Genomic DNA, 13,916 nt, shown 5'->3' on the forward strand with positions numbered 1-13,916 from the left:
TATGATAACTGCCATTATTCGCTGGTCTGTTAGCAATCGCTTTTTTGTGTTGTTGCTTACATTAATTTTACTGGGTGGAGGATTGTTTGCGGTAAAAAATACTCCCGTAGATGCCTTGCCTGACTTATCTGATGTTCAGGTCATTATAAAAACCACTTACCCGGGGCAAGCGCCGCAAGTAGTGCAAGACCAAGTTACATTTCCGCTCACCACAGCAATGCTTTCTGTGCCAGGTGCGCAAACCGTAAGGGGTTTTTCGTTTTTTGGTGACTCGTACGTTTACGTTATTTTTGACGAAAAAACTGATTTGTATTGGGCGCGTAGCCGAGTACAAGAATACCTAAGCCAAGTAGCAAGCAGATTACCCGATAGCGCTACGCCAGAGCTCGGTCCTGATGCAACTGGTGTAGGTTGGATTTATTTATACGCACTAGTTGATAAAACAAATAAACACGATATTAGTCAGCTACGAAGCTTACAAGATTGGTTTTTAAAGTTTGAGCTACAAACTGTGCCCGGTGTATCTGAAGTGGCTGCTGTTGGCGGCATGGTTAAGCAATACCAAGTCAATGTAGAGCCCGATAAATTACGTGCATATGGTATTCCGCTTAGCCTTATTCAAACCGCTATTCAACAAGGCAACCAAGAGATGGGCGCCTCGGTGGTTGAAATGGCTGAAGCTGAATACATGGTAACAAGCACCGGCTACATTAAGAGTGTTGCCGACTTGGAAGCTATTCCGCTTGGCGTAAACGCTAATGGTACTGCGCTGCAATTGCGTGATGTAGCTGATATTCGAGTCGGACCGCAAATGCGCCGTGGTGTAGCAGAGCTAAATGGCGAAGGTGAAGTAACCGGCGGCATTGTTATTATGCGCTATGGCGAAAATGCACAAAAAACCATTGAACTCGTAAAAGCAAAGTTAGAATCGCTTAAAAAGGGATTACCAGAGGGCGTTGAAATAGTCCCTGTGTACGATCGTTCCAACTTAATAAATAACGCGGTAGATAATCTAACAAGTAAGCTAATTGAAGAGCTTATTGTAGTTGCCTTAGTGTGTGTGGTGTTTTTATTTCATGTGCGCTCATCACTTGTAGCGATTATTACGTTACCGCTTGGAATTTTAACGGCATTTATAATTATGTATTGGCAGGGGATTAACGCCAATATTATGTCTTTAGGGGGGATTGCAATAGCCATAGGCGCAATGACCGATGGCGCTATCGTCATGATTGAAAATATGCATAAGCATATGGAAAAAACGCCCCTTACCAACGAAAATCGCTGGGAAGTTGTGGCTAAATCGGCGAGTGAAGTAGGACCTGCATTATTTTTTAGTTTATTAATTATTACCGTCAGCTTTATGCCGGTATTTATTTTAGAAGCACAAGAAGGGCGTATGTTTGCGCCACTGGCTTACACTAAAACCTATGCTATGGCAGCGTCTGCTGGGCTTGCGATTACCTTAGTGCCGGTATTAATGGGCTACTTTATTAGAGGTAAAGTCATTTCGGAGCAAAAAAATCCAGTTAACCGATTACTTGTTGCAGCGTATCGCCCACTACTTAACTGGGTGCTTAAATTTCCAAAAATGACATTGGTACTCGCGGTGGTTGTTTCTGTTATTGGCTTTTACCCGGTAAACAAAATAGGCAGTGAATTTATTCCGCCACTCGATGAGGGCGATTTAATGTATATGCCCACAACGTATCCAGGTTTATCGGTAGGTAAAGCGCGCGAAATACTACAGCAAACCGACAAGTTAATTGCCACAGTACCCGAGGTTAAAACCGTATTTGGTAAAGTTGGGCGAGCAGAAACTGCAACAGATCCTGCGCCGCTTACAATGATAGAGACGTTTATTCAGCTAAAGCCAAAAGACGAATGGCGCGAGGGTATGACTCTTGAAAAACTTAAAAAAGAACTCGACGGTTTGGTTAAGTTTCCTGGGCTTACAAATGCGTGGGTAATGCCAATTAAAACACGTATTGATATGCTTGCAACGGGTATTAAAACCCCTGTGGGAATTAAAGTTGCGGGACCAAAGTTGAGTGAAATTCAAAAAATTGGTCAACAAATAGAAGTACTATTAAAAGATGTGCAAGGCACCGCATCGGTTTACTCAGAGCGAGTGGCAGGTGGACGTTATATAAAAGTAGATATCAACAGAGAAAAAGCCGCGCGTTATAGTTTAAACATTAGCGACGTACAACAAGTTGTATCTACTGCAATAGGTGGTACAAACGTAACACAAACGGTAGAAGGGCAAGAGCGCTATCCTGTTAATTTACGTTATCCACAAGCATACAGAGACTCGCCAGAAGAGCTAATGTTGTTACCAATTGTAACGCCTACTGGACAGCGTATAGCACTTGCTGATGTAGCTGATGTATTTATTGAAGATGGACCGCCAGGTATAAAAAGCGAAAATGCGCGCTTAAACGGTTGGAGCTTTATTGATATAGACGGCGTTGATATAGGTACTTACGTTGAGCACGCTCAGCAAGTGCTCGATAAAGACCTAATACTACCTGCTGGCTACTCAATTACGTGGGCTGGGCAGTACGAATATATGCAACGTGCTAAAGACAAACTGACTTATGTATTACCACTTACATTAGCAATAATTATTGTATTGCTTTACCTTAATTTTAGAAGCTTTGCTGAGGTCTCTATCATTATTGCTACATTGCCATTGGCGATGATTGGTGGCATATGGTTAATGTATTTAGAGGGCTTTAACTTTTCAGTTGCAGTAGGAGTAGGCTTTATTGCCTTAGCCGGTGTTGCGGTAGAAATAGGGGTCATTATGTTGGTGTATTTAAACCAAGCCTATCAAGAAAAGTGCCTCGAAGCAGAGCAAGCCGGAAAACCGCTTAGCTTAGTGCAATTACAGCAAGCCATTATTGAAGGTGCAGGACTTCGAGTACGCCCAGTTATGATGACTGTCGCGACCATTATTATCGGTTTATTACCTGTACTTTATGGCACAGGCACCGGAAGCGAAGTAATGAGTCGAATAGCAGCCCCTATGGTTGGCGGTATGGGCAGTGCAATTGTACTCACCTTACTTGTTATTCCTGCTGTTTACTTGTTGTGGCGCAAACAAGGACTTAAATAATAACAAAACGATAGAGCAATGCAGTTATTACCCGCGCATTGCTCTATAAAAATTACCTATAATTTGTAAGTTGTTCTATTAAATAGCGAGTTATTATTAACATTTAAATTAACCAACTGTTTTTAAATAGCTTTTTAATTGGCACGCTTTACGCAGTGTATTACCTATACAGTCAACTAAGTAAGGAATGCACATGCAAGTTAAAACAATTAAAGAGGTATACGATTGGACCGTTTTGTTTCATACGCAAATGGCGGCTAATTTCTATAGCGTAAAGGATTTGCTCGATGAACATAATGCAATGCTGGTGGACTATTACCTAAATTACGAAAAAAAACTCGCTGAAGATTTAGTCGGATTTAAAGCGATAACCGAAATAAATACGCTCGATACGTACAGTTATGAATACTTTGCTAAAAATCCTGAGCTAATTACCTTTGAAGATATTAGTAAAGATCAGCAATTCGATGAGCAAGTTATTCAAGGCTATTTAGCACAGCAGCATCAAAAAGTGATTGAGCTATATGAATACTTACTTGAACGCGCCGAAACCGAAAGTGGGCAAGAAAAGCTTCAACAAATACTAGAGCTTGAAAAGCAAGGTATAAAGCAAATGATGCAAAGTACTAATCGTCATATGGATATGTAGCTTTACAAAAGAGCAGGGTTACTGAGTCTATCTTGCTCTTATTAGCTTTAAGGTGATTATTTAAAATAGCTGATGTTTACATCGGCTTATTTTATGTCTGCGTTAAATAACCTGCAGAGCATTTTGATGAGACTAAAATAACATGCGTGTCAGTTGTATGACACGCACAAAGGGAGGTTAAACTTCTTCCGTATCTACAATTAAATCACTTGTAATTGATTCCAATGCTTCAATAACTTCGTCTTTATCCATACCATTTGGCAAAGTAACGGTAGCAACAGCGCTAAAAATAGGCACTCCCCAATTAGGTGCACTTTGTTGTCTTGAATTTAAGTGAGTAATATTAGCGCCTTTATGGCGTATTACACTTGCCAATTCTTGAACAATACCAGGACGGTCGTTACCTGTTATGACTAAATTAATTTTTTCAAGAGACGAAGACTCAACTTCTGTATTACCTGTTTCTATACGTACGTCTAATTTGGGTAATGTACTTAATGCAATTTGTAATGCTTGAAAATGCTCTTCTGCTACCTCAAGTTGTATAATGCCTGCAAAATGACCTAGTAAATGACTTAAGTTACTACTAAGCCAGTTACCATTATTTTTTAACACAACCGATGAAATAGTTTCCACTAAACCGGGACGATCTTTTCCTAATATGGTTATAACCAACTGCTTCATAAATAATTCTCTTTTTAAGCCCAAAGAAAGTAAATGCATAGGCATTAAGTATGTTGTCTAATTTAAATTGTGTTGTCGCAATTTTTTATAAGTATTTGATTTTAAATTAATAAAAATGGATATAGTTGTGTTGACTGTACGCAGTGTTAATAATCATTATTATTTACTAAGTACTCTTTTAGTATTGACCTCGATAAATACTTTGTCCAATTATTTTATAATTTAGTTCACTTATAAATTATCCATTTGAAGCTAATTTAGAGTTTTCCCTCGCTAGTTTTATTTAAAACCGTTTTAAAGTGCTTATTGTTACCGTTGTAACATTACTGTCATCTTGATGAAATATAATTTATACAACGTTAAGATATAAAGGTGTTTTGATGACTTCCAATCCGAATAAACCGACTTTTAATGCGGATCGAAGCCGTCTAATTAAAGATCGGGTTGCCAAGTTTGGCATAACCGCAGGCGGAGTAATGGTATTAATAGCGCTGCTATTAATCTTCTTTTACCTTCTTTATGTAGTACAACCAATTTTTGAATCAGCTAAAGTTGAAAAGCGCGATAGCTTAAATATTACGAATGCAGAACAAATAGTAGGTTTAGGTGTTGAAGAACAAACCGAGGTTGCTTATTTATTAAGTCAGCAAGGTAAAGTTGATTTTTATAATGTCGAAAAAGAGCATTTTGGCAAAAAGCTTAAAACACTTGATATAGCACTTCCAAGCGAAGTAAGCAGCTTTGCAACAAGCGCGCCGTTTCAAGGGCAATATGCATATGGTTTAGAAAACGGCACTGTAATGGTAGTCGTACCTAAATTTTTGGTTACATTTCCAAATAACGAACGCAAACTAACGCCACGAGTTGATTATCCGTTAGGTGAAATGGGGTTAGAAGTAGACGAGCAAGGTGCGGCAATAACGCGTTTTGCATTTAGTCATTATGAAGACAAAACAGCGGTTGTGGCGCTAACTGCCGATAAGCGTGTTTTATTTAGTAGCTTTATTGCTGAAGAAAATATGTTTAGTGGTGAAGTTGAGTGGGTTGTAGAGCGTACAGAGCTTGATGTTGAAGGTCGTGTAGATGAGCTTTTAATGTCACCAGACACCACTCGTGTGTTTGTTCGCTCGGCTAATCAAGTTTATGTATACGATACACGTGATCCAAGTGAGATAGAGCAAATTCAGTTACTTTCGGCTAACGAAGAAAATGCAAACATTGTATCGGCACAACTGCTAGCAGGCGCAAACTCACTTATGCTTGCTAACGACAACGGTGAGATTTCGCAGTGGTTTGAAGTAAACACCGATACGGGACGTGAATACCAAAAAATACGTTCGTTTGAAACAACTAAGCAAAGTAAGCTAAATATATTTACTGAATTTTACCGTCGTACTTTTTTTACTACCGGCAATAATGGTGAGCTAGGTGTGTATTACACAACGAGCGAAGCAAAATTATGGCAGGGTAAAGTAAGTGAAGGTGCAATTAAGCACTTTGCAATTGCACCGCGTTCAAATGCAGCGTTAATTTTAGCTGACAACAAGCTAACCGTATTAGAAATTCATAACGAGCATCCAGAAGTAACATGGTCAGCACTTTGGCAAGAAGTGTGGTACGAAGGTTACCCTGAGCCTGGTTATATTTGGCAATCAACATCAGCCAGTGATGACTTTGAATCTAAGTTTTCGTTAGTGCCTATATCTTTTGGTACTTTAAAGGCGGCTTTTTATGCCATGCTTTTTGCTGTACCTATTGCGCTTTCGGCAGCAATTTACACAGCATACTTTATGTCGAGCAAATTACGTAAAGTGGTTAAACCTACCGTTGAAATTATGGAAGCATTACCAACGGTTATTTTAGGTTTTTTAGCGGGTCTTTGGTTAGCACCATTAATAGAAGAACATTTACCTGCAATTGTTGGCTTACTCATACTATTACCTCTAGGTATGTTAGCGACAGGTTTAGCCTGGACTAAATTGCCAGCAAAAATTCGTCATAAAATTCCTGAAGGTTCTCATTCAATTATCCTTATTCCGGTTGTTTTATTTATTGGTTGGCTTTCGTTTGCTATGAGCGGAGTTGTTGAACTTTGGATGTTTGATGGCAATGTACGTCAATACTTAACGAACGAGCTAGGTATGACGTTCGATCAGCGTAACTCGCTGGTAGTTGGTATTGCGATGGGTTTTGCGGTTATTCCTACCATATTTTCGATTGCTGAAGATGCCGTATTTAGTGTGCCTAAGCACTTATCAAATGGTTCATTAGCATTAGGTGCAACGCAGTGGCAAACACTGGTACGCGTTATTTTATTAACGGCAAGCCCTGGTATTTTCTCTGCTGTAATGATGGGACTTGGTCGCGCAGTTGGCGAAACCATGATTGTATTAATGGCAACAGGTAATACACCTATTATGGATTGGAGCATCTTTCAGGGTATGCGTACGCTTGCAGCAAATATTGCGGTTGAAATGCCAGAATCGGAAGTAGGCAGTTCACACTATAGAATATTGTTCTTGGCAGCATTTGTACTATTCATATTCACCTTTATTTTCAACACAATCGCTGAATTTGTTCGTCAGCAATTGCGTGAAAAATACAGCTCAATGTAAGTGGAGAGACACGACATGGTAAAGCAGTGGTTTAGGTCTGGTTCTCCTTGGATTTGGATGACCGGTGGTGCAGTGAGCATCAGTTTAATTTCGGTTTTAGGTTTATTAGCAATGATAGCCTGGAAAGGATTAAGTTTTTTTTGGCCTTCAGAGGTTATGCAGTATGAGCTTGAAGGGTCAATTGCAAAACAAACCGTTATTGGTGAAGTATATGACCGTGAAATGGTGCCAAAAGAGCGTTTAGCAGCAACAGGCGTTGATGTTTCGGCATTCGATAAAGAAGAATTTGAGCGTTTACTAATTAAAACGGGTAACCGTGAATACGTAGATTTAGATTTTCGTTGGATATTAGAAACTGACATAAAAGAAAAGTCGACTCCAGCAGCGCTTGCAGTATTTGAGCGAAGTAAAAATGGTAACTTTTATGGCTATGTTGAAAGCGTAATTAAAGATGGTCAGATTGTTACTGGCGATAAGGTTACAACTTTACATGATCTTGTTGAGCGCGCAGTTGATTTAAATGATGAAGCACTTGATTTACAAAATGGCGACATTGGGCATATCAACTATGAACTTGAGCGCTTACGTTTAAAAGAGAAAAGCTATTTACTTGATAACGAATTAACAGATGAGCGCGTTGCTGAGCTTGCTCAATCGCGAGCAGATTTACGTGCGCAGTATGGTGTACTTGAAGAAGAGTTATTTGCTCTTCGTAAGCAAGCTAAACGTGACCATGTAACTGTAAAAGATATGCGCGGCGAAATTGTTACTATTCCAATGTATCAAGTACTCGATGTTTGGTTTCCGAACGATATGGGCTTTTTTGCAAAGTTAGGTCATTACTTTATACAGTTAGGTAAGTTTGTATCAGATGACCCACGTGAAGCTAATACCGAAGGTGGCGTATTTCCAGCAATATTTGGCACTGTGTTCATGGTTATGCTTATGGCTGTAATTGTGACGCCATTTGGTGTGGTTGCTGCTATTTACTTACATGAATATGCAGCTAAAAATGCAGTCACTAAAATGATACGCATTGCGGTAATTAATTTAGCCGGTGTGCCGTCTATTGTATATGGTGTATTTGGTTTAGGATTTTTTGTATATATGCTTGGTGGTAGCTTAGACCAATTATTTTATCCAGAATCGTCGCCAACCCCTGTGTTTGGTACACCTGGTGTTATGTGGTCGGCATTAACGCTTGCTATATTAACGTTGCCTGTTGTTATTGTATCGACTGAAGAAGGTCTATCTCGAATTCCAAGTACAGTACGTGATGGTTCATTAGCGCTAGGCGCTACAAAAGTTGAAACGTTATGGCGTATTGTTATTCCAATGGCAAGTCCTGCAATTATGACTGGTTTAATACTGGCTGTTGCACGTGCTGCAGGTGAAGTTGCCCCATTGATGTTGGTAGGTGTTGTAAAAATGGCACCAACGTTACCGCTTGATGGCAACTTCCCGTACTTTCACTTAGATAGAAAGTTCATGCATTTAGGATTTCATATTTACGATGTTGGCTTCCAAAGCCCTAATGTTGAAGCGGCGCGTCCGCTAGTATATGCAACGGCATTTTTATTAGTGACGGTGATTATTACTCTCAACATAACTGCTATTGGTATACGTAATCACTTACGTGAAAAATACAGATCGCTTGAACACTAATTAGTAAAGAATTTATAGGTAACAAACATGATTACAGTGGCTCCAAAAGTAAACCAAGCTAATAAAAGCTTGAAGTTAGACTTAGATAACTTAACTGATGACCAAAAAGCGTTAGAGATTAAAAACCTCGATCTTTACTACGGTGACAAGCAGGCGCTTAATAAAGTAAATATGAATATTCCTAAAGGTCAGGTAACGGCGTTTATCGGTCCATCGGGTTGTGGTAAATCAACGCTTTTACGTTGTATCAACCGCATGAACGATTTAGTGGATATTTGCCGAATTGAAGGTGAAATTATACTTCATGGTCAAAATATTTATGATAAAAGCGTAGATGTAGCAGCGCTTCGCCGTAACGTAGGCATGGTATTTCAGCGTCCAAATCCATTCCCAAAATCAATCTATGAGAATGTGGTATATGGTCTACGCTTACAAGGTATAAAAGAGAAACGTAAACTTGATGAAGTGGTAGAGCAATCACTTCGTGGTGCCGCTTTGTGGGACGAAGTAAAAGATAGGTTACACGATAGTGCCTTTGGTCTATCGGGTGGTCAACAGCAGCGTTTGGTTATTGCTCGCTCAATTGCAATTGAGCCAGAAGTGCTTTTATTAGATGAACCTACATCGGCACTTGATCCAATTTCTACTTTAGTAATTGAAGAGCTTATAAACGATTTAAAAAACAAATTTACCGTTGTTATTGTTACGCACAACATGCAACAAGCAGCGCGTGTGTCTGATCAAACTGCCTTTATGTATATGGGTGAGCTTATTGAATATTCAGATACAAATACTTTATTCACAACGCCAAACAAGAAAAAGACTGAAGATTATATTACCGGTCGTTACGGCTAGTTAGTACGTTATAGCGTGTTGTAAAAGTTTAAGAGAGAAAGTAATTATGGAACATAATATTAATAAGCACATTTCTGGTCGTTTTAACCAAGAACTAGAAAATGTACGTAATCATGTATTAAGCATGGGTGGTTTAGTAGAACAGCAACTAAACAGCGCACTTGATGCAGTTAGTAGTAATGATGCGGAACTTGCGCAAAAAGTACGTGAAAACGATTACAAAGTAAATGCAATGGAAGTGAGTATTGACGAAGAATGTACGCGCATTATTGCTCGTCGCCAACCTGCAGCTAGCGATTTACGCTTGGTTGTTGCAATTGCCAAGACGATAGCCGATTTAGAGCGAATTGGTGATGAAGCAAAACGAATTGCAAAAGTTGCACTAGACTCATTTACTAAAGATCAACAAGACTTATTAGTAAATATTGAGAATATGGGACGCCAAGTTTTAAAAATGCTTCACGATGTTCTTGATGCATTTGCTCGTATGGATGTGCAACGTGCATTTCAAGTTCATAAAGAAGATGCCAAGGTAGATAGAGAGTATGAAGCCATTACACGTCAAATAATGACCTATATGATGGAAGATCCACGCTCAATCCCGAAAATTATGGACTTAGTTTGGTCTGTTCGTTCATTAGAACGTATAGGCGATCGCTGCCAGAATATTGCTGAATACATTATATATTTTGTAAATGGCAAAGATATTCGCCATACATCTCAAGAAGATATAGAAAAATCATTGTAGATTTCATTATTTCGTTCTTTTGTATTAAAGCGACCTTGTGTCGTTTTATGCATTGTAAGCGCAAGTAGAACAATAAAAAGCGTTCACAAACGTTGTGAATGCTGTAAAATTCATGCCGCAAAGCATATCAATTTGATTAAAGGATCAGTTATGCCTACAAACGCGTTTTTAGGAGTGTTTGCAAAATCTCCTATCAAACCAATGGAAGAACACATCAAGAAGGTTCATCAAGCAAGTAAAGCTTTGATACCTTTTTTTAATCACGTATTTAAAGAAGAATGGGTACAGGCTGAAGAGCTTCGTATCACTATTCGTAATTTAGAGCGTGAAGCCGATGATATGAAAAGAGATATACGTTTACAATTACCGCGTGGTTTATTCATGCCGGTAGAGCGTACAGATCTGCTCGAATTAGTAACCCAACAAGATAAAATTGCTAACAAAGCAAAAGACATTGCTGGTCGTGTGATTGGTCGAGAAATGACCATTCCAAAAGTAATGCAAGCAGACTTTTTAACTTACTTAAATCGTTGTGTTGATGCGACAAAACAAGCATCAAAAGCAATTAATGAGTTAGAAGAGTTGTTAGAAACGGGTTTTAAAGGTCGAGAAGTGACCTTAGTAGAAAAAATGTTAGTTGAATTGGATGCCATAGAACAAGACACGGATGAAATGCAGATAAAAATACGCCGCCAACTACGTGCTGTAGAAGGTGAGTTAAACCCAATAGATGTTATGTTCTTATACAAAATAATTGAATGGGTTGGCGAGCTTGCAGATATTGCAGAGCGCGTAGGATCACGTCTTGAGCTGATGTTAGCTCGTTAATTTACACTCAGTTCAATCACGAAAGATTAAGGTTTTACAATGGATATCATTGCATCTTACGGCACGGTATTAATTTTAATTGCCGCAGCAGTCGGCTTTTTTATGGCTTATGGTATTGGCGCGAATGACGTAGCTAACGCCATGGGTACATCAGTAGGTTCTAAAGCGTTAACGATAAAACAAGCTATTTTTATAGCGATGATTTTTGAATTTGCAGGCGCTTACTTAGCTGGTGGAGAAGTAACATCGACAATTCGTAAAGGAATTATCGACGCAACACCATTTTTAGATATTCCAGAACTGATGGTTTTGGGTATGATCTCGTCTTTATTCGCAGCAGGCGCTTGGCTATTAATGGCTTCATTTTTAGGCTGGCCGGTTTCGACTACTCATTCAATTATTGGTGCAATCATCGGTTTCGCTCTTGTTGCAGTGGGCACTGAAGCGATTCAATGGGATAAAGTTGGTGGTATTGTTGGTAGTTGGATTATAACCCCAGCTATATCTGGCTTTATTGCATACTTAATATTTATGAGTGCACAAAAACTTATTTTTAATACTGATGCACCGCTAAAAAATGCTAAACGCTATGTACCACTTTATATGGGTTTAGCTGGCTTTATTATGGCTTTGGTTACAATTAAAAAAGGTTTAAAGCACGTTGGTGTAGACCTAGGCGCAGTTGAAGGGTATGCCTTAGCAATTGCTGTAGCAGTTGTTGTTGGTATAATTGGTAAGATTGCTATCTCTCGCTTAAACATTGATCCTAAAGCAGACAAACAAATGCAGTTCAACAATGTTGAAAAAGTATTTGCTGTATTAATGGTATTAACTGCATGTTGTATGGCTTTTGCACATGGCTCTAACGATGTTGCAAATGCAATTGGTCCACTAGCTGCTGTAGTAAACATTGTTGAAAACAACGGTGAAATTGCTAAGAAAGCTGCTATTGCTTGGTGGATTCTACCTCTAGGTGGTTTTGGTATTGTTGCTGGTCTTGCTATTTTAGGTAAAAAAGTAATTAAAACGATTGGTGAAGGTATTACACATTTAACACCTAGCCGTGGTTTTGCTGCTGAACTAGCTGCTGCTTCAACAGTTGTTATTGCATCTGGTACCGGTATGCCAATTTCTACTACTCAAACCTTAGTTGGCGCGGTATTAGGTGTAGGTATGGCACGTGGAATTGGTGCTCTTAATATGGGCGTTATTAGAAACATTGTAGTTTCTTGGGTAATTACATTGCCAGTTGGTGCTGCCCTTGCTATTGTTATTTTCTACGTACTAAGAACCGCTTTTGGGGTTTAACAAAAAAGTACTCAAAGACTTTTAGCTTGAAAAGATCTCAATGCCCTAGGTGTTGGGGTCTTTTTATTTGTGGAAAGAAAAAATGACTAATCTTCCAAGTATTAAACAACTACAGTATTTATTGGCTGTACATCAGCATCAACACTTTGGTCGCGCAGCAAGTGCATGCTTTATAGGGCAATCTACCTTAAGCAGTGCTATCCAAAACCTCGAAGAAACTTTGGGTTGTCAGCTTATTGAACGCGAAAATCGCAGCCTTATGTTTACCAGTATTGGTGAGGAAGTAGTAGAGCGCTCTCGTAAAATAATTAACGATACAATTAGTTTAAAAGAGCTTACTAAAAGCTTTTTAACACCACTAAGTGGCAAACTCACCGTTGGTGTAATACCCACTATAGCGAGCTTTATAGCCGCTCCTTTGTATCATTTTTGCAAAGAAACCTTTTGTGATTTAGAACTTATATTAATAGAAGATACAAGCGATAAACTGCTCGATAAGCTTGAGCATGGTCATATCGATTTAGCACTATTAGCTTTGCCTTACGAAACTGATAAATTTCATACGCAAGTTCTCGCAAAAGATCAGTTTAGTTTGGTGCATCATAAAAATTATACCGCTGCAAAAGACGTAGTAGACTTTAACCTCTTACCAGAGGCTAGCGTATTCTTATTAGAGCGTGAGCACTGTATGACAGGCCATGCGCTTAGTGCGTGTCATTTAAATCGTGCTAGTTGTATTAATCCATTTGAAGCGGCAAGCTTACACACATTACTTAGCATGGTTGAGTATCAGCTAGGGGTAACTTTTTTACCTCAGATGGCAATTAATGCCGGAATTTTAGAAAATAAGAATATGGTGGCAACACCATCACAAAGTGATGCATACCGAGATATTGGTATTTTGTGGCGTAAAACGACAGGGCGAATTCGTGATTTTAAATTGTTTAGCCAACAGCTTGAGTTATTTTTAAAGCATCAATGTAGCTTAGATTTTACCAAAGCAGAGTAATATTAATTAAAGGTAGTTATTAAAATATTACTTGCTGTAATAATGATTACTTACTTTATAGAATTAGTATAATTTAAAAAGTAGAGCAGCCTATAAAGGCTGCTTTTGTTCATGGGAATGGCTTTCAAAAGGTTCTAGTTCAGGTAAAAATAATAAGTAAATCCAAACTACTAAGTTAAAATAAGGTATGCATCCCAATATGGTAAATACTTTAACAGGGTAGCCTTTAATACATGCGTAACGGTAACATTGGTAAGCAATGGTAAAGTGAATAATCAGTAATAAAATAACTAATTGCATCATACCTTTCTCCTTAAAATCCAAAGTAGCAGTAAGCCCATCATCATCATAGTTATGTACTGACAAGTGGTAATGTCATGTTTTTAAAGTGCAATACATTAAAGTGCGTGACATTCGTTGAGCGATAAGGAAAG

The 13,916-nt window shown here is 38.7% G+C and carries 11 protein-coding genes; 9 read left to right on the forward strand and 2 right to left on the reverse strand.

Annotated features, from left to right (window positions below; translation table 11 throughout):
- Nucleotide 1: 1 nt before the first annotated feature.
- Both GQR56_RS00280 and GQR56_RS00285 read left to right on the forward strand, forming a co-directional pair.
- Nucleotides 2-3,121: an efflux RND transporter permease subunit gene (locus GQR56_RS00280; protein WP_166108782.1), complete on the forward strand. Its 3,120-nt coding sequence runs from the start codon at nucleotides 2-4 to the stop codon at nucleotides 3,119-3,121.
- Between the two features lie 193 nt (nucleotides 3,122-3,314).
- Entirely contained in the window at nucleotides 3,315-3,770 is a 456-nt protein-coding gene (locus GQR56_RS00285) for a hypothetical protein (protein ID WP_024610468.1), read from the forward strand.
- Nucleotides 3,771-3,947: 177 nt separating this feature from the next.
- On the opposite strand, the gene GQR56_RS00290 is transcribed toward GQR56_RS00285, so the two are convergent.
- Complete coding sequence (locus GQR56_RS00290; protein WP_024610469.1) at nucleotides 3,948-4,454, reverse strand: ACT domain-containing protein; 507 nt, start codon at nucleotides 4,452-4,454, stop codon at nucleotides 3,948-3,950.
- Between the two features lie 380 nt (nucleotides 4,455-4,834).
- On the opposite strand from GQR56_RS00290, the gene GQR56_RS00295 reads away from it, so the two are divergent.
- The 7 genes from GQR56_RS00295 (at nucleotide 4,835) to GQR56_RS00325 (ending at nucleotide 13,482) form a co-directional block, all read left to right on the forward strand.
- The gene (locus tag GQR56_RS00295) at nucleotides 4,835-7,069 is read left to right on the forward strand and encodes an ABC transporter permease subunit (RefSeq protein WP_024610470.1); all 2,235 of its coding nucleotides are present in this window, start codon (nucleotides 4,835-4,837) and stop codon (nucleotides 7,067-7,069) included.
- Between the two features lie 15 nt (nucleotides 7,070-7,084).
- Complete coding sequence (gene pstA, locus GQR56_RS00300; RefSeq protein WP_024610471.1) at nucleotides 7,085-8,734, forward strand: phosphate ABC transporter permease PstA; 1,650 nt, start codon at nucleotides 7,085-7,087, stop codon at nucleotides 8,732-8,734.
- A gap of 27 nt (nucleotides 8,735-8,761) precedes the next feature.
- Nucleotides 8,762-9,589: a phosphate ABC transporter ATP-binding protein PstB gene (gene pstB, locus GQR56_RS00305; protein WP_166108783.1), complete on the forward strand. Its 828-nt coding sequence runs from the start codon at nucleotides 8,762-8,764 to the stop codon at nucleotides 9,587-9,589.
- 46 nt (nucleotides 9,590-9,635) lie between these two features.
- Nucleotides 9,636-10,337 (forward strand): phosphate signaling complex protein PhoU, encoded by a 702-nt coding sequence (gene phoU / locus GQR56_RS00310; protein WP_166108784.1) that lies wholly within the window; start codon nucleotides 9,636-9,638, stop codon nucleotides 10,335-10,337.
- A gap of 150 nt (nucleotides 10,338-10,487) precedes the next feature.
- Nucleotides 10,488-11,165, forward strand: a complete 678-nt coding sequence (locus tag GQR56_RS00315) for a TIGR00153 family protein (protein ID WP_024610474.1) — start codon at nucleotides 10,488-10,490, stop codon at nucleotides 11,163-11,165.
- 39 nt (nucleotides 11,166-11,204) lie between these two features.
- Entirely contained in the window at nucleotides 11,205-12,473 is a 1,269-nt protein-coding gene (locus GQR56_RS00320; protein WP_024610475.1) for an inorganic phosphate transporter, read from the forward strand.
- 82 nt (nucleotides 12,474-12,555) lie between these two features.
- On the forward strand, nucleotides 12,556-13,482 hold the full coding sequence (locus GQR56_RS00325) for a hydrogen peroxide-inducible genes activator (RefSeq protein WP_166108785.1): 927 nt from the start codon (nucleotides 12,556-12,558) through the stop codon (nucleotides 13,480-13,482).
- Between the two features lie 90 nt (nucleotides 13,483-13,572).
- Here the strand turns inward: GQR56_RS00325 and GQR56_RS00330 are convergent, their stop codons facing one another.
- On the reverse strand, nucleotides 13,573-13,785 hold the full coding sequence (locus GQR56_RS00330; RefSeq protein ID WP_024610477.1) for a hypothetical protein: 213 nt from the start codon (nucleotides 13,783-13,785) through the stop codon (nucleotides 13,573-13,575).
- Nucleotides 13,786-13,916: the final 131 nt, after the last annotated feature.

This window comes from Pseudoalteromonas sp. Z9A5 (assembly GCF_011378875.1).
GTDB lineage: Bacteria > Pseudomonadota > Gammaproteobacteria > Enterobacterales > Alteromonadaceae > Pseudoalteromonas.

Bases quoted from the DNA above. Each gene is read 5' to 3' on its own strand.
- pstA (WP_024610471.1), top strand. From the start codon at position 7,085: ATGGTAAAGCAGTGGTTTAGGTCTGGTTCTCCTTGGATTTGGATGACC.
- GQR56_RS00285 (WP_024610468.1), top strand. From the start codon at position 3,315: ATGCAAGTTAAAACAATTAAAGAGGTATACGATTGGACCGTTTTGTTT.
- GQR56_RS00290 (WP_024610469.1), bottom strand. From the start codon at position 4,454: ATGAAGCAGTTGGTTATAACCATATTAGGAAAAGATCGTCCCGGTTTA.
- GQR56_RS00325 (WP_166108785.1), top strand. From the start codon at position 12,556: ATGACTAATCTTCCAAGTATTAAACAACTACAGTATTTATTGGCTGTA.
- GQR56_RS00280 (WP_166108782.1), top strand. From the start codon at position 2: ATGATAACTGCCATTATTCGCTGGTCTGTTAGCAATCGCTTTTTTGTG.
- GQR56_RS00320 (WP_024610475.1), top strand. From the start codon at position 11,205: ATGGATATCATTGCATCTTACGGCACGGTATTAATTTTAATTGCCGCA.
- pstB (WP_166108783.1), top strand. From the start codon at position 8,762: ATGATTACAGTGGCTCCAAAAGTAAACCAAGCTAATAAAAGCTTGAAG.
- phoU (WP_166108784.1), top strand. From the start codon at position 9,636: ATGGAACATAATATTAATAAGCACATTTCTGGTCGTTTTAACCAAGAA.
- GQR56_RS00315 (WP_024610474.1), top strand. From the start codon at position 10,488: ATGCCTACAAACGCGTTTTTAGGAGTGTTTGCAAAATCTCCTATCAAA.
- GQR56_RS00330 (WP_024610477.1), bottom strand. From the start codon at position 13,785: ATGATGCAATTAGTTATTTTATTACTGATTATTCACTTTACCATTGCT.
- GQR56_RS00295 (WP_024610470.1), top strand. From the start codon at position 4,835: ATGACTTCCAATCCGAATAAACCGACTTTTAATGCGGATCGAAGCCGT.